Source organism: Vibrio sp. PNB23_22_6 (assembly GCF_052877535.1).
Map to the genome: position 1 here is coordinate 144,674 of NZ_JBNFXP010000005.1, position 19,664 is coordinate 164,337.

Sequence of the window (19,664 nt, forward strand, 5' to 3'; positions counted from 1 at the left end):
CCGTCATTCGCCAAAGCTACTCCGTCTTGCTGCCATTGCATTTAAGATGGTTTCAGAATCAAGAATGGTGGTCCACGATAATAGATCCTCGTCATTCTCAATCATAAATGTAGTGAGCTGAGCGACGAGAGTTTCTCTTAACTCTTTGCCTGTCCAAGGTTTGGCAATGTAGTAGTCTAGACTCGCGTGGTTTACCGCCTCTACCGTGTCTTCCAAGTCTGCTTGTCCGGTGAGGAGGAGTTTGCGTGCCGCTTTAGTATGACTATTTTGACTAAGTTCAATTAAAAAGCTGATACCCGTTTGTTCTGGCATGATGTGATCGCAAAGAATAAGCGCGAGCTGAACACCATCTTCCACCAGTTCTTCGATAACTTGCTTCGCTTCCGTAACCGACTGCGCGCCTTCTACAACAAAGTTATCTTCGAATGGGATCAAATCTTGAAGGACACTGTCCAAGACCTCTCTTTCGTCATCCACGCATAAAATCAGATATTTAGTCATTCTTCATTTCCTTCTCGTATGATAGGTAACCAGACTGTCATGCAAGTGAAGTGGCCGACTTCCGATTCCACTTCTATCCAGCCTTTGTGGCTCGCAACGATTTGCTGACAGATAGACAGTCCTATACCTAGGCCGAAGTTACCTTCTTTTTTTGTTGTAAAATTGAGTTCAAAAATGGCTTGTTGTTGTGATTCTGGAATACCGCTGCCATTATCTTTAAATGAAATTACTGCGTAGGTTTGATGGTTTTTTGTGGCTAATTTTGATTGAATCGCGAGTGTCCCTTTTTCAGGGAATGCATCAATGGCATTGGAAATTAAGTTCGTCCAAACTTGTTGCAATGCAACCGGTTGACAAAGTGTATAGGGAAGCTCGGCATAGTCAGTGGTGACATGGTGCATCTTGAGCTTATTCTCAAATATCACTAGCGTATCTTCGATACCTTCATGTAAGTCTGCGTAGTGCAAGCTCTCATCATCCGAGCGGGCATAACCTTTCAAGCTTTTGACCATATCGGCGATTCTAGCGGCACAAACATGAATAGAACGTAGTGATACGCCAGCCTGGTGATAGTGATCCAGTGTGCCGAGTGTTTGTAAAGTGTCCGTTTTTTGGCGTTTTAATTGAGAGATGAGCTCTAAGTCTCGTTCCAGACCTAAATTCACCATTTTTTTGGCTAATGTCCTATTTGGGAGTGCAGGAGTCAGTTGCTTTACTCTCTCTCTTAGTTCGGCCGTTGAGGTGGGAGTTGTACTTTTTGCTCGGGTCAATAATTCCACGCCTTTGGTCTGGATATCCTGGGAGGGGAGCGCGTTAAGTATGAGTTCTAAGGTCGACGAGAGGTTTTCTACCCCCCGCAATATTGCAGCTATGGGGTTGTTTAGCTCATGGGCAACGCCAGCAACAAGCTGACCAAGCATAGCCATCTTCTCACGTTCAATTAATTGCTGGTGAGCAGACTCCAAAGACTCTAAGGTTTTTTGCAATTTTAGTTTTGTATTGATACTACGTTGGAGACGCCGGTTAAAGTGGCGCAACAGCAGGTTAGTAAATAGGGGCAATAGGTTAGAGTTGCTTTGCATCACTTTCCGGAAAACATTGCGATCAAGTTTGATCACTTCAGTTTGAGTTAGCGTGAGTGCCGTTGAAAAGGATCTCTCCCCCGTGACAAAGGACATACCTCCTACAATATTGCCTTTTGAATGACGCACCACTTCTCTTTGCATCCCCAATTCATCCCTTTTATAAAGCGCCACTTCACCTTTGGTAATGAACCACAGAAAACAATTAGGTTCTCCTTCAATGGTCAGAAAGTGTTCAGGGGAATAGGTGCGACAGGCGTTAGTGTCGTCATTTTGTTGGAAAAAGTGCTCTAGTGCACTCACAACTTGCTCGGTTAAATCATGGTCGGAAAGGGCATGATAGTCATTCAAAAAACCAGCTTGGTAGTTGTGCATTTGATGCTCGATGTGAGCGCGCAACAATTTGTGCTGGTCTAGAATTTGACTGTAGTTGAGTAAGTCATCTTTTTCATAGCGCAGAATAAATTGCGTCAGTTCTTTTTGTGCTGTTTGGAGAAGCACGTTGTCCGGAAGAGGCTTAGTTAAACAATGATCGAGTCGGCCTTCGTTAACTGCAGTTAGAATGGCGTCAATGTCTGAGGAACAGCTGATCAGAATTTTTCGGGCCCGTTTAGTGTGAGGCTCTCGGTCAAGTCCAATAAGAAAATCAACGCTATTAAAATTGCCATGATGGCTCGCGATGACGAGGGCGACCGTTTGTTGTCGCAGCTCTATCTCTTTTAATGCAAGTGTTGCTTCTTCTATTGATTCAGCAGAGAGGATATCAAACTTGCTAGAAAAAGCGGTCAGCTCCAATCGAAATTGCTCGGCACTGTTGGGGTTATTATCAAGGCACAATACAGCGTAGCGGTTCACGAGTGTTTGAGCTCCGGTTATCAGTTAGCAAATTTACCATACCAATTTAGTGCGCTAATGAGTGAGAGCTAGGTTTTATTCTTGACTAATGGGCTAGGGTAAGCATCAATACTCTGATTTGTCTCAATGTTTTATCCGCTTTAGGTTTAGGTTAGACTGAACAAAAATACTTAAAAAGTGACATTATGGAAAATTTAAAAAAAATCGGTGCAATCGGTGGTGCTGTTGTACTTGCGCTTTGTTGGCCGCTGGCGGTTGGGCAAATTGGCCAATCCATCATTGAGGATGGTATTGCCAATATGAATGATGGAACAGTTAAGGGGGAAATCGTTAAATACGATCGTGGCTACCTTTCATCTTTGGTGCTGACTCGCTATACGGTTGTCGATCCCGTGTTAAAAACACAGCTGGAGCGCGATGGGTTGGCAACAACATTTGATGTGACTAGCAAGGTAAGCCATGGCCTCACCAGTCTGACGGCTGATTCCACGTTAGTTGATAGCGCTTTCTTACCTCTTACTATGCACAGCCAAACTCAACTTAATGGCAACACGGCATTTACCCTTGATCTCGATAGTTGGAGTTACCAGAATGAAGCACAAGGCGTTTCTTTCTCGACTAGCCCAGTACAAGTGACAGGGGATGTCACCGTGTTAGGTGATTTGAACTATCAAGTGTCTGTGCCTTCTGTTCAAGTCGATTTTGCGAATGGCGAAGAGTTCCACCTCAGTAATTTAACTGGACAAGGTAAAGGCAAGCAAGCAAAAGGGTATTGGTTAGGCGAGCAGACTTTCACGTTACAAAAGTTGGATGTGGTTGATGCGACACTTGCGCCGGTTTTCATGATAGAGAATGCAAGCTATCGTGGTCATACCAAGTTAGATGAAGCGGGTGAGAAGCTCAATAGCGATCTGAATATTAGCGCAAAGAAAATGCATCTGACAGATGGGACACAAGTAGACGATTTTAAACTGGACTTCTCTATTGCTGATGTAGATAGTCAGTCGTTTGATCAAATAATGTCGATATATCAAAGTTCTCCCCTGTTAGATGATCAAGACATTAAAAGTTTATTGCCTCATATTAATACGTTGTTTGATAAAGGTTTCCGTCTTTCAGTAAACGAACTGTCTTTAGCGTTTGGTGAAGGTAAGTTCCGCAATGAATGGCAATTGTCTGTGCCTCAAGGAACGACTGATATTACTCAGGACCCAATGAAACTCGTGACGGCGACTAATGGCTCATTAAGTACCTATTTTTCTGATGAGTTAGTGGATCTTTACCCATTCATTCAGGAGAGTATTGACGAGTTAATGGTGATGGAAATGATTGAAAAAACTGACAGCGGTTACGAGTTGAAAGCACAAATATCGGACGGAAAGTTGAAGTTCGAAAATGGGCAAGAGTTTTCTTTAATAGCCTTACTCATGCCGGCTTTGATGCAGTAGAGGATTGCTACCCACACCCGTATCGCAGTATCGATATCTTAAGGTCATTTGGGTATACAAAGTGAGTTTTAGCTTTTTCATTTTAAAAAGAGGTCGTAAGACCTCTTTTCTTGTTTTTATCCTTGTAAAAACGTGATATTACTTTCTTTGTAATCTTTATTTAGCAGGAGCAATGAGCATCATGGAACAAAATACGGACAACGTATTTAACTTCAGTGCAGGGCCAGCAGGTCTGCCTAAAGCAGTCATGCAGCAAGCACAAAAGGAGCTAATTAACTGGCAAGGTCTGGGTACTTCAGTGATGGAAATCAGTCACAGAAGTAAAGAATTCATCAAGGTTGCAGAAGAGGCTGAGCAAGACTTGCGCGATCTTCTGAGCATTCCAGATAACTATAAAGTACTGTTTTGCCAGGGTGGTGCTCGAGCTCAATTCGCTGCTGTGCCGCTAAACCTATTAGGTAACGCGGAAACAGCGACTTACATTGATGGTGGATACTGGGCAGAAAGTGCGGTTGTAGAAGCCCAAAAATACTGTGAACCAGATGTATTCAACGCTAAGACTGAAATTGAAGGTAAAGTGGCGATTTTACCTGCAAGTGAGTGGCACATTTCTCCGGATGCGGCGTACGTGCATTTTTGTCCAAATGAAACCATTGATGGTGTTGAAATCAATGATTTACCGGTAACGGACAAACCAATCGTTGCTGATATGTCATCGAACATCTTATCGCGAGAAATCGATGTCTCTAAATACGGTGTTATCTATGCTGGCGCGCAGAAGAACATCGGTCCATCGGGTATTGCAATCGCCATTGTTAGAGATGATCTACTTGGTTTAGCTAAAGAAGTACTGCCAAGTATTCTAGATTACACGGTACTGGCAGAGAAAGAATCGATGTTCAATACGCCACCAACGTTTGCTTGGTATTTATCAGGGCTGGTATTCAAATGGCTCAAAGGGCAGGGTGGTGTCAAAGCGATGGAACAGGTGAATCGTGAGAAAGCACAACTGATTTATGATTACATCGATCAGTCTGATTTCTATAGTAACAATGTATACAAGGTAAATCGTTCATTAATGAACGTACCCTTTCAACTAGCAAAACCAGAGCTCGATGCTACGTTCTTAGAATTGGCAGACGCAAAAGGTTTGAAAGCGTTAAAAGGTCATCGTGCAGTCGGCGGTATGCGCGCGTCGATTTACAACGCAATGCCGTTAGAGGGGGTTCAAACCTTGGTTGACTTCATGCGCGAATTTGAGCGAGAGTACGCTTAATCACGACCTGTGATATAATCCTTTAAAGCGTCGCAATTGCGGCGCTTTTTGTTTTTCTATAGATGTAAATTTCTAATGGGTGGATGCGCATCGAGCCATCTCGACCTTTACTGTTGTCAAAAGCCTCTTTGACCTTTGTATCAAGCTCGTGACGATTTGCCTCGCGCTGAATAGCCTTATGACGGAGCTTAATCCATAATAAAACCCACTTCGAGAAACCCCGGACACCTTCGCTATACGGACAACAGTGAAGCACAGCAGGTATTCGCTTAGAGCCTTCCGAGTTGGCTGGTATGGTTGGATCGGTGTATGTTTCGAATGACCAAGAGTACCAAGCGAGAATGGTGCTTACTGAAGACAGATTGAAAAATGAGACGCACCTAGTGTGGGCTACGGTTGACGTTATGGTGCCTGAGGCTGGAATGTCGGCTTACCTGGCAGAATCGGGTCGATAATCGATTTTGCACTTGCTTTGGGAACAGTGAGAGCAAAAGAAAAGGGCTCATGAGCGGATGAGCCCTTTGTGTATTTGAGTCTCTAAATTACAGAGACTGAAAAAGCTGGTGGTAACGCCCTTTCTGAGCAAGCAGAGCTAGGTGGCTACCTTGTTCGATGATCTCGCCTTGCTCCATCAGACAGATGTTGTCCATGCTTTCTAACTCAATCAAACGGTGAGTAATAAATACCACAGTTTTGTTCGCAAAGTGCTCTTTGAACAGTTTCATTACCGTATGCTCAGTGCGTTTGTCCAGGCCTTCGGTTGGTTCATCAAGAAGTAGGATAGGGGCATCGCGCAATAGGGCACGAGCAATACCAATTCGACGCTTTTCGCCACCGGACAGTTGACGTCCGCCATCACCTAACCAAGCGTTCAATCCCGGCTCGTCTAATAGATTCGTTAAATCTACTTTCGTAAGAATATCAGCCAGTTGTTCGTCCGTGGCTTCTGGGGCTGCAAGCAATAGGTTGTCACGCAATGTGCCATTAAGAACATCAACACGTTGACTCACTACTGTGATTGCTGCGCGCAGATCGGATTCGCTCCAATCTTGTAGAGGCGCACGACCGATGCTCACTTGACCTTGGTTTACATCCCAGTAGCGGCAAAGCAATTGAATAAGCGTCGATTTACCAGAACCAGTTTGACCGACAATCGCCGTTTTTGAGCCTAGTGGCAGTGATAGTGTTAGATCTTTCAGTACTTTTTGCTGACCATCAGGGTAGGTGAAATCAACTTTGTTGAACTCAATATCCAGTGGTTGGTCTACATGTTTTGATGCTTCTGGGAAGACAACGTCTGGCTCAGCTAAGGTGATTTCGTTTAATCGACGTGCTGAAGTCAATGTTTGACCAAGGTATTGGAAAGCGCCTGCGATTGGCATCAGAATTTCAAAACTCGCCATGGTGGCAAACGCAAATAGCGCAATCCAAGGATCTGGCGCACGACCACCAACACCGTCCGCAGCAAACCAAAGCATAGCAACTAAGGTTAAACCATTCGCTAGCATCAACAGACCAGAAGCCATACCTGTTAGGTTAGCGTTGACGAATTGATTGGATAGTAGCTGCTTTTGCTTCTTTAGAATCACATTACGGTAGCGTTCTTCTGCGCCAAATAGGCTCAGTTCGCTGTAACCTTGAAGCCAGTCCAGTGTTGCTACTCGTAACTGTGCTTTATTTTGAGTCAGGTGTTCGCCGTTATTCTTACCAAGTTTGTAGAACAATACCGGCCACACTAGCAGCATTACCGTTAGAGTACCGCCAAGTAATAGGGCAAGGTGCCAGTCAAAGAAAGCAAGCACAGCGGTTAGCGACAAGATGCCAAACACGCCCACAATCACAGGGCTGATCAGACGTAAGTAAACATGGTCCATTGCATCTACATCCGCCACCAGACGGTTTAGCAAATCCGCATCACGCAAAGTCGAAACACGACCGGGGATCAACGGTGCAAGCTTCTTGAAGAAGAAGATACGTAAATCAGTCAGTAATTTGAAGGTTGCGTTGTGGCTAACAACGCGCTCACCCCAACGACCTGCCGTACGTGCCATTGCTGCACCACGAACACCTGCTCCTGGAAGCATATAATTGAAGGTTTCACGAGCGATGGTCAAGCCTGCAACCGCAGCTGCAGAGATAAACCAACCTGACAGCGTTAGCAGACCAATAGACGCGGCTAGTGTTAGGAATGCTAGGAGCATACCCAGTGACAAACCAAACCAATGCTTTTTATACAGTTTTAGATAAGGGAGTAAATCACGCATCTAAGTTGCCCTTGTCTGATTCACGTTGAGCTAAGTTGGCCGTCAACATTTCTTTAAATAAACCTTCTTGAGACGCCAATGTTGCGTAGTCACCACGTTGAATGATTTGACCTTGTTGCATCACCAAAATCTGAGACACATTCTGCAGTGGTGCCAGCTGATGAGTGATCATCAAATTTGTAGTCGACGCTGTGTATTTGTCGATGCCTTCCATCACAAGTTTCTCGCTACGTGCATCCAAACTTGCCATCGGTTCGTCTAATAGCCAAAAACGACCGTTTTGTAGCATTGCACGAGCCAGCGCGAGGCGTTGCGCCTGGCCCACAGACAAGCCACCTGAGCGGTCAGAGATTTGGTATTCCAAACCGTGCATCTCTACAAACTCTGCGGCGTGAGAGTCACTGAGTACCGAGTGCACTTGTTTGTCTTGAATATCTTGCTTACCAAGCGTGACATTGTCACGAATGCTACCATGTAGAAGCATTGGATTCTGACCAATCCAACTGATCGTCTTACGCCATATGGCTAAATCAAGTTCAGACAATTCACAGTTGTTGATCTTTAAGCTGCCGCTATATGGCATAAAGCCAAGAATAGTGTTTACTAGGCTGGTTTTACCTGCACCACTTGGGCCGACCAATGCTGTACTTTGGTTGGCATTCAATGAGAAGGTGAGGGGACCTGCTAGCTGTTTGCCTTCTGGGCTGAAGATAACGAGATCATTGGCTTCTATATGAATCGGAGCGTTTTGCTCAACAACTTTACTGCCGTTTTTAACTTGGTCTACATCGAGATCTAAGAACTCAACGATGCTCTCTGCAGCGCCAACCGCTTGCTGCTTCGCATGGTAGAAAGTACCAAGGTCTCGCAGTGGTTGGTAAAACTCAGGCGCAAGGATCAGAATAAACAGACCTGCGAACAGCGTCACGCCAGTTCCGTAGTAGCCGAAGTTCAGTTCACCGATGTAGCTGAAACCGAAGTAAACCGCAGTAATGGCAATCGAAATCGAAGTGAAGAACTCAAGCACGGCAGAAGATAGGAAGGCAATCTTCAACACGTCCATAGTACGAGTACGGAACACTTCTGACGCGCCTTTCAATGTTTCAGTTTCTGATGTTGTACGGTCGAACAAGCGGATCGTCGTCATGGCTTGCAGACGGTCGTAGAAATGACCAGAAAGTCGCTGTAGTGCTTTGAAGTTTTTGCGGTTTGCGTCTGCGGCTTTCATGCCAACTAGCGCCATGAATATAGGCACAAGCGGCGCCGTGATTAGAAAGATTAAGCCAGCCACCCAGTTAATTGGAAATACCACCACAAGGATGACGAAAGGAACTAATATAGAAAGCGACATTTGAGGAAGGTAGCGAGAAAAGAAATCTTGCATGTCTTCGACTTGCTCTAGGATCAGTGTTGCCCAGCTACCGGCAGGTTTGCCTTTGATGTATGCCGGACCGAGTTGATGGACTTTGTCTAGAATCAGTTGACGAATATACACACGGATCTGTTCACCGCAACGGTACCCCGCAATTTCGCGCCCCCAAGCACAGACTGCGCGTCCAACTACAGTGGCACCTAATCCAGCAAAATGCCAAACGAGTTCGCTTTTGTCCACATGCTCAATGATTAACTGATGAAGAATGGAGGCGAGCAGGGCTGCTTGAGCCAATAAAAACACGCTTGATAGTACGCCTAGGCCTATTGCAATCATTAACCAGCGCTTGGCCAGTTTACTTTGTTGCTTAAGCCACTTATTCAAGCTGCTTTGCTTTTTCTTATCCATTATGAAGGTTTAATGATAATTGTTTTAATGGGCAGTAGTATACAAAAGAAAACCCAACGGGAATACCGTTGGGCTATAAGGATATGACACAAATGTGAAAAGTTATTTGTCAATATACCGATTGTGTTCAGTTATTCTGGTAAAGCGTCTAGGAAACGCTCTGCATCAAGTGCTGCCATACAACCAGTACCTGCGGAGGTGATAGCTTGGCGGTAGTTGTGGTCCATAACGTCACCAGCTGCAAACACACCTTCAATACTGGTTTGCGTCGCGTTGCCTTCTAGGCCTGACTTAACGATGATGTATCCATCTTTCATATCGACTTGGCCTTCAAAGATTTGCGTATTAGGTTGGTGACCGATCGCAATGAATGCGCCCATCACTTCTAAATCTTCCGTTGTACCGTTGTTGACATCTTTAATACGGACGCCAGTAACACCCATTTCGTCGCCTAGCACTTCATCTAGAGTTCGATCCGTATGAAGAATGATGTTGCCGCTTTCTACTTTATCCATCAGACGTTTCACAAGGATCTTCTCCGCACGGAAAGTGTCACGGCGGTGGATTAGGTGGACTTCTGATGCAATGTTAGATAGGTAAAGTGCTTCTTCAACGGCAGTATTACCACCACCCACAACCGCCACTTTTTGATTACGGTAGAAGAAACCGTCACAGGTTGCGCACGCTGATACACCACGACCTTTAAATGCTTCCTCAGATTCAAGACCTAGGTATTTAGCTGATGCGCCTGTAGAGATTATTAACGCATCACAAGTGTACTTACCAGAGTCACCTTTCAGGCGGAATGGACGTTGAGACAGATCCACTTCATTAATGTGATCGAACACGATTTCTGTTTCGAATCGTTCTGCGTGTTCTTTCATGCGCTCCATCAAGCTAGGGCCAGTTAGACCTTCTGCGTCGCCAGGCCAATTTTCTACTTCTGTTGTTGTGGTTAGCTGGCCACCTTGTTGCATTCCCGTCACAAGCACAGGGTTTAGATTGGCACGCGCTGCGTATACCGCCGCAGTGTAACCTGCTGGACCAGAACCAAGAATTAATAGTTTACAGTGTTTTACGTCACTCATTATGGCTCCAAAGAGGGCTGAACATTTCTTTCGATTGTATGGAAATTCTTAGTGCTTTAAAAGCATAAACGAAAAGAGCCGATCGAATTATTGGTTATAGGTTAGAACTTGCTTGTGATAGTGGAGCAACTGTACGGGGTAGAATAAAATTCTGTTTATAGTGGAGAACTCTAGTTTCAAATGTTGCATTAGGCTCGTTTTGAACATTTAAACTACGAAGTGATAACTCGGTGGTTTTAAGTATTATTTTTTCTGTTTTGTTGAAGCTATCAACGTCAAATTCTGGTAATTGCAGAATGTTTGCGTATCCTAGAATGTAAATTAAATGTTAACTTAGCTAACTAGGTGTGCCTCATTAAAGGAGCCAATGATGTTACATTCACGTGAGAATACTCTACATTTAACTCAGCTCAGCATGGCTGCGATTGAACAACTTTCTGCTTCCTTTGAAGGCTTACCACGTACCGAGCATGCAGATGGTCAATATCGTTTAAGACGTTACTCTGTTGTTGGTTTTGAAGATGGACAGGTCATTGACTTAAATAAAAACAGCTTTGTGCAATCTTCGGATATCAACCGATTTCAGGGAGATGTGGTTCGTCAATTCGAACCGATCGAGAAAGATATTCTTTTAAGTGAGGGCTTCCGTGAAATGTGCGAGTTGTTCGTCAACGCGAATCACTTGGTCGATGGTCAAGAAATAGAAATTCACCAAATTCGAATCACCGCGATTTATGATGAAACCCAAGTGGCACCAGAAGGCGTACACCAAGACGGTTTCGATCATATTGCTTTGGTTGGAGTGAGTCGCCACAACATTATGGGGGGCGATATCATGCTTTATAGCAGCCATAACCAAGCACCATTCTTCCGCAAAGTGCTTGAGAATGGGGAAGTGGCGATGCTGGCAGACAGCAAACTGTGGCACAATGCTGTGCCAATTCGCTCAGTAATTAATGACCAAGAAGGTCATATGGATGTCTTTGTATTGACAGCGATGGACAAGCGAAATGAACTTCAATCTTAATCAAATCCGAGATCAATTCCCGGCACTAGCGCAATATCACAATGAGCGGCCGGTGACATTTTTTGACGGCCCTGGTGGTTCACAAGTGCCGCAATCGGTGTTGGATAGCATGGTGAACTACCTTGGCCATTTTAATTCCAATCTTGGTGGCCACTACTTCTCTAGCCAAGTGACAGTCAATGTCATGCAAGCGGCACGAGAGTCAGCACAAGCATTACTGAACGCGCCGTCATCCGGTAATATTGTGTTTGGTGCCAACATGACGTCACTGACTTTCCAACTAAGCCGCGCCATTAGCCGCGATTGGAAAGAAGGGGATGAAATCATTGTTTCTGCTCTAGATCATTACTCTAACGTGTCGAGCTGGCAACAAGCAGCAGAAGATAAAGGGGCTGTGGTTCATCAGGTTCGTATTAATGAAGAAGATTGTACACTCGATCTTGAGCATCTTCAGAGCTTATTGAGTGAGAAGACCCGCTTAGTAGCCGTAACCTATGCTTCGAATACGACCGGGTCTATTGTTGATATACATCGAGTGGTTGAGATGGCACACAACACTGGTGCTCAAGTTTATGTAGACGCGGTTCATTACGCGCCGCACCACTTAATTGATGTGCAAGAGTTAGATTGTGACTTTCTAGTCTGTTCGGCGTACAAGTTTTTTGGTCCACACGTGGGCATCGCTTATGTTGCAGATCAATGGCTACACAGTATTAAGCCCTATAAAGTTGAACCTGCAACCAACATTGGTCCGGGGCGTTTTGAAACCGGTACACAAAGCTTTGAAGGCTTAGCCGGCGTGACGGCTGCGGTGGCGTATTTAGCTCAATTTGGTGATGCGGGCTCATCACTTCGCCAGCGTTTAGAACAAAGCTATGCTTTATACAATCAGCATGAACAACAACTGAGCGAGCATTTTTTACAGCGTTTAAGCGCACTTGATGGGGTGAATCTGTTTGGTATTGATAATGAAAGTAGCCAACGAAGAACGCCGACATTTGCGCTTACGTTCGACAAGTACTCACCGGAGTTCATCGCCAAGACATTAGGCGAGAATAACATCTGCGTTTGGAATGGCCACTTCTACGCACTTGCCTTGGTTCGTCAATTAGGTTTAGAAGAATCTGGTGGCGTGGTTCGCATTGGCTGTATGCACTACAACACAACGGCGGAAATCGATATGTTGTTTGATGTGTTGGAAAGGACTCTAGACGCGTAACGCCTATTATTTCCCAGAAAAAATAAAAGCTCGAGCACATGGCTCGAGCTTTTTGCTTTTCGGTAAGGTCAAAGATGGCTTATGCGCTCACTTCTACTTCGTACGAGGTAAATTTACGCACGTTGATTACGCCAGTATCAAAGATTAGGTACTGACCTTTGATGCCTTGCAGCGTGCCCGTTACGACAGGGTTCTTATCGAAATTGTGCGACGTTATTTTGGTTGGATGTTGCTGAACTGGGTAGCTCAAATCGGTAATGCTTTCACTGAGTACTTCAATCGCGTCTTCACCGTATTGTTGTTTGATCTCAGCAATCTTATCTTCCACCAGTGGCAGAAGTTCAGCAAAGCGGTCTTGCAGTGCGATAGGTTCGCCATCGCCTTTTAGTAATGTACGCCAGTTAGTTTTGTCAGCGATATGTTTTGCTAATTCCACTTCAATCAAACCAGAAATATGACGCGTTTTTACTTTAAAGATCGGTAGACCTTGCGTCGCGCCTTGATCAATCCAACGTGTTGGAATTTGGGTGTAACGGGTGATACCCACTTTTAGGCTTGAAGTGTTCGATAAGTAAACGAAGTGATTTACCATGCAGTTTTCTTCACCCCATTGCGGTTCTCGGCAGGTGCCTTGCGCGTAGTGACAAGTTTCTGGCTTCATGATGCACATATCGCAGCTCGCCAACTTCTTCATACAAACGAAGCAGTGACCTTGAGAATAGCTTTTCTTAGTTTTGTTGCCGCAAGAGCAGCAGTAGATGTTGCCTGTGTGAGTCAGGGTAAGTGTTTGACCAAGAAACAGACTTAAATCCACCTCTTCCTTGCCTACTGGTAAACGGTAGCTGACAGCACCATCAAGAGAAGCACGCATTTTGTTTAGCGTGCCAGTCGCAATTATTGACATGACATTACTCATTATTGTGTTTTTGGCCATTATATCAGAACAGTACCTACGCTGCTCAAGAGGTGAGAGTGTGAACCTTTTCGCAAAGCAGTACTTAATGGAAAATTGATGTTTTATTGGAGTAATATCACGCCATATAATTGTAGTCGGTTTCAAAAATGAGATTTTTTTGGAAAGAGGTGGCAATATCTCTTGATAAAAAACTTAATTTGAAGTTAGAAAAAGCATCAGTACACTGTGCTATATAGCATAATGACAGCTAAATAAGTATAACAACAGCGAAGCTAGGTAATATTGTCAATGAAGCGGATACATAAACTCATTTTTGCACTCTCTATTTTTACCATCAGTTTGGTTGCCATTTATAGTCTGATAGGTGATACGCGAAAGCTTGTGATTACGCCGGACAAATTCAACTTTCATGCGACGAGTGATGCTAGCGCAGGAGGCATGAGTGAAGCTGATATCTCCTATCAAGAAAATGGTTTAACTCTGAGTTGTGATATTAAAAAAAGCCAATATGCTTGGCCATATTGCGGTATCTCAATTTATACCGATGTCATAGAGGCGACAAAGGGCATTGACCTTTCAAACTACCACACCGTCCGACTGAAGTTACGCTATGAAAATGCAGGCGAAGGTGATAAAGAGCTTCGTTTGTATCTGAGAAACTATAACCCCGAGTATTCGAATCCAGATGATGAATACACGATTAAGTACAATGGGATGCAATTTTCACCATCGGACTTTGGTGAAACGATTGAAATTCCAATTAACAACTTGCAAGTGATGACATGGTGGTTGGCTGATAACCATGTCGCGATTGAACATTCGGGCCCAGAGTTTTCCAACATTACTCGTATTGATCTTGCTACCGGGGCGAGTGCAGGCCTTGGCGAGCACAAGATTGTGATTGAGAAAATCGAGTTTGAAGGTGAATACGTAGAACAGTCAACATTACTGTTTGTTCTATTGTTTTCTTGGATGACGCTTGGTCTTGCTTTTTCTCTTCATGAGTTGCGCAAGAGCCAACTGGCTTTTGAAAGGGTGGAGAAGCGTCACCGCCACTTAAAAAAAATGAATAGTACGCTGCGAACTCAGAATTGTGAGTTTGCCGAACTCGCTCACCGAGATGCATTAACGGGTGCGATGAATCGCCATGCTGTTCAAACCTGGTTGGAGCAAAAAGCAAGAGAGGTGAGATGGGGGCATGACTCTTTCTCCGTTCTCTATCTGGACTTAGATAAGTTCAAGAATGTAAATGATCAGTTTGGTCATCAAATGGGTGACGATGTGTTGAGAGAGTTTGTCATGGTCATTGCAAGCTCAATCGAGGCTGAAGACCGATTGGTACGCTGGGGTGGGGAAGAGTTTGTCGTATTTTGCCCAAATACCAATATTGAGCGAGCGGTGAAACGAGCGGAGAGTATTCGTGAAAATGTGGAACGCCATTTGTGGGTTCATGGGGAACCACTAACATGCAGTATTGGTGTGGCTCAAATGCAAAATGAGCGCGTGTCAGAAACGATGGCTCGAGCCGATGAGGTGTTGTACTTGGCGAAGCGAAACGGTCGAAATTGTATCGAAGTAAACTATGGTATGCAAAACCAGCTAGCCATCAACCAGTAAGGTGTTTTAAAGCATAAAAGTGGTCTGTGACCACCAATGATCATCTCTTTGGGGGAAGTGGCGGCATTGGTTTGATGCCGTGGCCAACAGTAAAAATAGAGCAGCGTATGCTGCTCTATTTTTAGGGTTACCAGAATAGCCATGCAAAGAGCGTTAATGCGCCAATGCAGGCAATATTAAGCACAAGACCGATTCGCATCATCTCTTGTTGCTTGATGTGCCCAGTACCGAATACAATGGCGTTTGGTGGGGTCGCAACAGGGAGCATAAAGGCACACGAAGCAGCGATTGCAATCAGTGCAGACAAGATCACCGGGGATAGACCCAGAGCTTCAGCAATAGTGGCAAAGACCGGCACTAGTAGAGCCGCACTGGCCGTGTTACTCGCAAATTCGGTAAGAAATACCACAAACGCCACAACCGCGAGAATGGTCAGTAGAATGCCAGCTTGCTCTAAGAAGCCCGTTAATCCGTGCGCAAGGAAAACGCTGGTACCAGTTGTTTTAAGCACATTACTCAAACAGATACCACCGCCGAAGAGGATCAATACGCCCCAGTCCGTGGTTTTTTCAATGTCCTTCCACTCTACTGCACGAGAAGCACCAAGCATTAAGATTGCACCCATTGCCACTAACGTATCAAACTTGGCAAAACCACCTAACATGGCGTTGATTGGCTTACTGAAGATCCAAAGCGTTACGGTTAGCAGGAAGATGGCTAACGTGATCATTTTGCCATTGGTCCACTCAACAGGCTCATGGGAAAGTTCAAACGTATGGCCTAAGTCTGGTTTGGTGATGGTATACAATACCAGCACGGCGATCGGTAACAACATCAATGAAATTGGTAGGCCTAATTTCATCCAATCCGTAAAGTTCAATCCGACTTCTGCTGCTGCAATCGCGTTAGGTGGACTACCTACAAGCGTAGCGATCCCGCCAATGGATGCACTGTAAGCAATGCCCAGTAACACAAATAAAAATGTGCGATGATTTTTCTCAGCGTCTAACTTGCTCATTACGCCTAGTACTAGAGGCAACATCATTGCAGTCGTCGCAGTGTTTGAGATCCACATGGAAAGAGAAGCGCTGACACCAAAAAGCATGAACACCGCAACAGACATCTTACCGCGTGCGATAAGCAGTACTTTGTCTGCAATGGCTCTGTCCAACTCTTGTTTGTGCAGCGCTGCTGCTAGAGCAAAACCACCTAGGAACAAGAAAATAATTGAATTGGAAAAGTTGTTCAGTGCAGTTTGGGTATTAAAGACACCAAGAAACACCGCCAGTAGAGGAATCAATAGGGCTGTGATACTGACGTGAATGGCTTCCGTTAACCACAATACTGCGACGAAGACCAAAATGCATAATCCGGTTACGATTTGAGGTTCAAAGGGTAAGGTATTAAATAGAATCACGAACAGCATGATATTGGATGTTAAAATCATGCTGTTGCGAGTGAAGAACCAGTTCTTCAATGTCACAGCGAAAGCGGTCATGGTTATGCTCCTTAGGCTTTGTCTTGTTATTTACTTATTACAGTAAGGTAACTGACTTGTGTGTTTGTTGGGTGGATGTTACACGCAATGAGCAGATCAATTTGTTCTTAATCAAAGTAAGAATAAGAAATTGTGATGTTAAGAATTAGAAATGGGTAGGAAACTACCCATTTATTTTTGGAGTCTGTTGAGGGGCAGAGAAACGCTCGAGGTCGTTGTTATTCCGTAGGGATTTGTCGCTCTTCGGAATGCTCTTCGGCACTCTTATCGACGGTAATGTCGTCTACCGCAACAATGGGCACTTGAGGGCCAAGGAAGCGTGGTTGCGTATTCATGATGTATAAGTCTAGGAAGGCTTTTACTCTTGCGAGTAATTCACGTATACGCATCGATGATTTTTGCTTGCTTGTGGTTGGCCCAGCAGCGGCAAGGCATTGAGCATCAATACTGTAGGCATCGGCAATAAATAGCGCGCGTTCACAATGAAAGCGCTGGGTAACGATAAGAAATCGCTCTGAGGCGAAAATCTTTTTAGCACGGACGATCGAGTCCAATGTGCGGAACCCTGCGTAGTCAAGATGTATCACTTCTTCTGGAATACCAGCTTTGAGTAAATCTCGTTTCATCGTCCAGGGCTCGTTGTAAGAACGATGAGCATTGTCACCACTAAGCAGAAATTGCTTTACTTTACCTTGTTGGTAAAGTTCGATAGCGGCATTGATGCGGTGGGTATAGTAGATATTGAGAATCTTCCCAATGTATTTGCTAGTGCCCAGAACAACGGCAACTTCATGTTGTGGAACTTGTTCATAATCCGTAAAAATTTGCGCTTTTGCTTGGAGCACCACCCACCGGTCGATAGCAATGACAGTGACAACTAGACTGAGTAAAGAGATCGACAAAACCAAGGCCAGACACTTCCATGAAAATTTAAGCTTCCATTTTGACTTCCTACGAGAAAACAGCAAAACGATCGATGTCCTTAAATGAATGTGTATTTCTCATCATATCTGATAGGCACAAAAATTGAGAAGCTCATTTATGCCAAAATATGGTTAAAATAAGATCAAACAGCATAAAAAAACAAAGCCCTCGTAGAACGAGGGCTAATAATTATACAAAGCGTCTCAAGACTTAGAATGCTGTACGCTTGTAGCGACGGTAAACCGGCTGCCAGAACGATTGCTCAATGGCATCATTTAGTGCTTCATCTGTAATTTCGAGTGCAACGCCTTGCTCGATCGCTTTCTTAGCCACGGCAAACGCAATCTTTTTCGATACCAAGTGAATCTCTTCCAGTGGTGGCAGTAATGGGCCTTGACCATGAATTGCTAGAGGGGAACACGTTGCGAGTGCACGGCTAGATTCCATTAGCATTTCATCAGTGACGCGTTTGGCATTTACCGCAAGTACACCGAGACCAATACCCGGGAAGATGTAGCTATTGTTACATTGAGCGATAGGGTAGCTGCGACCTTCATGAACGACAGGTTCGAACGGACTTCCCGTTGCAACCAGAGCTTCACCGTTTGTCCAACGGATGATGTCGTTTGGTGTCGCTTCTACACGACTGGTCGGGTTCGAAAGTGGGAATACGATCGGACGCTGACAATGTTTATGCATCTCTTCGATAATTTCTTGGCTAAATAAGCCCGGAGCACCAGATACACCGATAAGGACGGTTGGTTTGGCATTACGAATGACGTCCAGCAGTGAGAAGGCATTTCCTTCATTTTCCCACTCCTTAGTATTGTCGAACTTCTGAACCAGACGCTGTTGGAAATCAAGAAGGTTAGGCATGCCTTCTTGTAGCAGACCCCAGCGGTCAACCATGTAAACTTGTGAGCGTGCTTTCTTATCTGAAATACCTTCCGATACCATTTGTGCAATGATTGCTTCCGCAATACCGCAACCTGCTGAGCCAGCGCCCAGGAATGTAATACGTTGGTCAGAAAGCTGCGTACCTGCCGCTTTACAAGCCGCAAGCAAAGAGCCCACAGTAATAGCAGCGGTACCTTGGATATCGTCGTTAAAACAACAGATGCGATCTTTATAGCGTTCCAATAAAGGCATTGCGTTTTTCTGTGCAAAATCTTCAAACTGGATTAATGCATCTGGCCAACGACGTTGCACCGCTTGAATAAATTCATCAACGAACGCGTCATAATCTGGCCCGGTGATACGAGGGTGACGCCAGCCCATATACATTGGGTCTGCCAAGCGCTGTGGATTGTTAGTACCTACATCAAGCACGATTGGCAGAGTATAAGCAGGACTAATCCCGCCACATGCTGTGTAAAGGGATAGCTTACCGATTGGAATGCCCATGCCGCCAATACCTTGGTCACCCAAGCCCAAGATACGCTCGCCATCCGTCACTACGATAACTTTAACATTGTGGTTAGCAGCATTGTTTAACACGTCATCAATACGATCACGGTTCGGATAAGAAATGAACAGACCACGTCCACGACGATAGATATTCGAAAAGTTTTCACAAGCCGCCCCTACCGTAGGGGTATAGATGATAGGCATCATCTCTGAAATGTGGTTTTGCACTAAACGGTAGAATAGGGTTTCGTTCGTGTCTTGGATATTGCGCAGGTAAATGTGTTTGTCCATGTCACTTTCGAAACTTTTATACTGCTGATACGCACGTTCTACCTGTTCTTGGATGGTCTCGGTTGTCTCAGGTAGAAGTCCTTCTAAGTTAAATGAACCGCGTTCTTCAGTAGAGAATGCGCTGCCTTTATTTAAAAGTGGAGTTGCCAAAAGAGCCGGACCCGCAAATGGGATATAGAGTGGGCGCTTGTCGTTGTTCATTGGGTGCCTTAAATGTAGGGTTGAAGGAAGCATGCAAAATTCTAACGGCTTCACTATTTAGTTGTAAACAATCGTTGATGTACATCAACGTAATGTCGCAAAAAAAATCAGTTGTAGATGAAAATATCGTCTGTAAGTGATGCGTAGTGACTTTTTAAAATACGACTGATGGGCTTTGATTATCAAAAGAACAGGCGACTTACCAAAATCCGCTGATGGTTTCTCTATAAAACAGAGCAGCGGAATGGGCCTACCTTGTTCCCTCTCTGT

14 protein-coding genes and 2 pseudogenes are annotated in these 19,664 nt (G+C 44.7%); 6 read left to right on the forward strand and 10 right to left on the reverse strand.

Annotated features, from left to right (window positions below; all coding sequences use genetic code 11):
• Window positions 1–3 precede the first annotated feature (3 nt).
• Complete coding sequence (locus ACVA54_RS06290; protein ID WP_446649466.1) at window positions 4–501, reverse strand: response regulator; 498 nt, start codon at window positions 499–501, stop codon at window positions 4–6.
• Entirely contained in the window at window positions 498–2,438 is a 1,941-nt protein-coding gene (locus ACVA54_RS06295) for an ATP-binding protein (protein WP_099078736.1), read from the reverse strand. The genes ACVA54_RS06290 and ACVA54_RS06295 overlap by 4 nt, the downstream gene beginning before the upstream one ends.
• A gap of 185 nt (window positions 2,439–2,623) precedes the next feature.
• On the opposite strand from ACVA54_RS06295, the gene ACVA54_RS06300 reads away from it, so the two are divergent.
• Window positions 2,624–3,886 (forward strand): DUF945 family protein, encoded by a 1,263-nt coding sequence (locus tag ACVA54_RS06300; protein WP_099078737.1) that lies wholly within the window; start codon window positions 2,624–2,626, stop codon window positions 3,884–3,886.
• A gap of 181 nt (window positions 3,887–4,067) precedes the next feature.
• The gene (serC, locus tag ACVA54_RS06305) at window positions 4,068–5,162 is read left to right on the forward strand and encodes a 3-phosphoserine/phosphohydroxythreonine transaminase (protein ID WP_446649467.1); all 1,095 of its coding nucleotides are present in this window, start codon (window positions 4,068–4,070) and stop codon (window positions 5,160–5,162) included.
• An 82-nt stretch (window positions 5,163–5,244) separates the two neighbouring features.
• Here serC and ACVA54_RS06310 read toward each other — a convergent pair.
• A pseudogene (locus ACVA54_RS06310) lies at window positions 5,245–5,429 on the reverse strand (IS3 family transposase); the annotation flags it as partial.
• On the opposite strand from ACVA54_RS06310, the pseudogene ACVA54_RS06315 reads away from it, so the two are divergent.
• Window positions 5,426–5,617, forward strand: a pseudogene (locus ACVA54_RS06315) (D-serine ammonia-lyase); the annotation flags it as partial. The pseudogenes ACVA54_RS06310 and ACVA54_RS06315 overlap by 4 nt on opposite strands.
• An 87-nt stretch (window positions 5,618–5,704) precedes the next feature.
• Here the strand turns inward: ACVA54_RS06315 and cydC are convergent.
• From cydC to trxB, 3 genes are all read right to left on the reverse strand, one after another.
• Window positions 5,705–7,426 carry a heme ABC transporter ATP-binding protein/permease CydC gene (gene cydC / locus ACVA54_RS06320; RefSeq protein ID WP_119463327.1) on the reverse strand — a complete coding sequence of 574 codons (1,722 nt, stop codon included), beginning with the start codon at window positions 7,424–7,426 and terminating at the stop codon, window positions 5,705–5,707.
• On the reverse strand, window positions 7,419–9,206 hold the full coding sequence (gene cydD, locus ACVA54_RS06325) for a heme ABC transporter permease/ATP-binding protein CydD (RefSeq protein WP_099078740.1): 1,788 nt from the start codon (window positions 9,204–9,206) through the stop codon (window positions 7,419–7,421). Before cydD ends, cydC begins: the two co-directional genes overlap by 8 nt.
• Before the next feature lie 131 nt (window positions 9,207–9,337).
• The gene (gene trxB / locus ACVA54_RS06330) at window positions 9,338–10,294 is read right to left on the reverse strand and encodes a thioredoxin-disulfide reductase (RefSeq protein WP_446619135.1); all 957 of its coding nucleotides are present in this window, start codon (window positions 10,292–10,294) and stop codon (window positions 9,338–9,340) included.
• 370 nt (window positions 10,295–10,664) lie between these two features.
• On the opposite strand from trxB, the gene ACVA54_RS06335 reads away from it, so the two are divergent.
• A complete protein-coding gene (locus ACVA54_RS06335) occupies window positions 10,665–11,321 on the forward strand; it encodes a 2OG-Fe dioxygenase family protein (protein ID WP_172438082.1) in 657 nt (218 codons plus the stop codon).
• Window positions 11,305–12,540, forward strand: coding sequence for a cysteine desulfurase-like protein (locus ACVA54_RS06340; protein WP_119463325.1), 1,236 nt, complete (start codon window positions 11,305–11,307; stop codon window positions 12,538–12,540). The genes ACVA54_RS06335 and ACVA54_RS06340 overlap by 17 nt, the downstream gene beginning before the upstream one ends.
• A gap of 79 nt (window positions 12,541–12,619) precedes the next feature.
• On the opposite strand, the gene ACVA54_RS06345 is transcribed toward ACVA54_RS06340, so the two are convergent.
• Window positions 12,620–13,444 (reverse strand): DUF2797 domain-containing protein, encoded by an 825-nt coding sequence (locus ACVA54_RS06345; protein WP_446649468.1) that lies wholly within the window; start codon window positions 13,442–13,444, stop codon window positions 12,620–12,622.
• Between the two features lie 300 nt (window positions 13,445–13,744).
• Between ACVA54_RS06345 and ACVA54_RS06350 the strand changes: the two genes are divergently transcribed.
• On the forward strand, window positions 13,745–15,073 hold the full coding sequence (locus ACVA54_RS06350) for a GGDEF domain-containing protein (protein ID WP_099078745.1): 1,329 nt from the start codon (window positions 13,745–13,747) through the stop codon (window positions 15,071–15,073).
• A gap of 127 nt (window positions 15,074–15,200) precedes the next feature.
• Here the strand turns inward: ACVA54_RS06350 and ACVA54_RS06355 are convergent, their stop codons facing one another.
• The 3 genes from ACVA54_RS06355 to ACVA54_RS06365 all read right to left on the reverse strand — a co-directional run bounded on the left by ACVA54_RS06355 (window position 15,201) and on the right by ACVA54_RS06365 (window position 19,394).
• Window positions 15,201–16,571, reverse strand: coding sequence for an SLC13 family permease (locus ACVA54_RS06355; protein WP_099078746.1), 1,371 nt, complete (start codon window positions 16,569–16,571; stop codon window positions 15,201–15,203).
• Window positions 16,572–16,789: 218 nt separating this feature from the next.
• Window positions 16,790–17,539: a SanA/YdcF family protein gene (locus ACVA54_RS06360; RefSeq protein WP_099078747.1), complete on the reverse strand. Its 750-nt coding sequence runs from the start codon at window positions 17,537–17,539 to the stop codon at window positions 16,790–16,792.
• 166 nt (window positions 17,540–17,705) lie between these two features.
• Window positions 17,706–19,394: an NAD-dependent malic enzyme gene (locus tag ACVA54_RS06365; protein ID WP_446580079.1), complete on the reverse strand. Its 1,689-nt coding sequence runs from the start codon at window positions 19,392–19,394 to the stop codon at window positions 17,706–17,708.
• Between the last annotated feature and the right edge of the window lie 270 nt (window positions 19,395–19,664).

Coding starts and splice junctions, on each gene's coding strand:
- ACVA54_RS06290 (WP_446649466.1), bottom strand. CDS start 501: ATGACTAAATATCTGATTTTATGCGTGGATGACGAAAGAGAGGTCTTG.
- ACVA54_RS06300 (WP_099078737.1), top strand. CDS start 2,624: ATGGAAAATTTAAAAAAAATCGGTGCAATCGGTGGTGCTGTTGTACTT.
- serC (WP_446649467.1), top strand. CDS start 4,068: ATGGAACAAAATACGGACAACGTATTTAACTTCAGTGCAGGGCCAGCA.
- cydC (WP_119463327.1), bottom strand. CDS start 7,426: ATGCGTGATTTACTCCCTTATCTAAAACTGTATAAAAAGCATTGGTTT.
- cydD (WP_099078740.1), bottom strand. CDS start 9,206: ATGGATAAGAAAAAGCAAAGCAGCTTGAATAAGTGGCTTAAGCAACAA.
- trxB (WP_446619135.1), bottom strand. CDS start 10,294: ATGAGTGACGTAAAACACTGTAAACTATTAATTCTTGGTTCTGGTCCA.
- ACVA54_RS06335 (WP_172438082.1), top strand. CDS start 10,665: ATGTTACATTCACGTGAGAATACTCTACATTTAACTCAGCTCAGCATG.
- ACVA54_RS06340 (WP_119463325.1), top strand. CDS start 11,305: ATGAACTTCAATCTTAATCAAATCCGAGATCAATTCCCGGCACTAGCG.
- ACVA54_RS06345 (WP_446649468.1), bottom strand. CDS start 13,444: ATGTCAATAATTGCGACTGGCACGCTAAACAAAATGCGTGCTTCTCTT.
- ACVA54_RS06350 (WP_099078745.1), top strand. CDS start 13,745: ATGAAGCGGATACATAAACTCATTTTTGCACTCTCTATTTTTACCATC.
- ACVA54_RS06355 (WP_099078746.1), bottom strand. CDS start 16,571: ATGACCGCTTTCGCTGTGACATTGAAGAACTGGTTCTTCACTCGCAAC.
- ACVA54_RS06365 (WP_446580079.1), bottom strand. CDS start 19,394: ATGAACAACGACAAGCGCCCACTCTATATCCCATTTGCGGGTCCGGCT.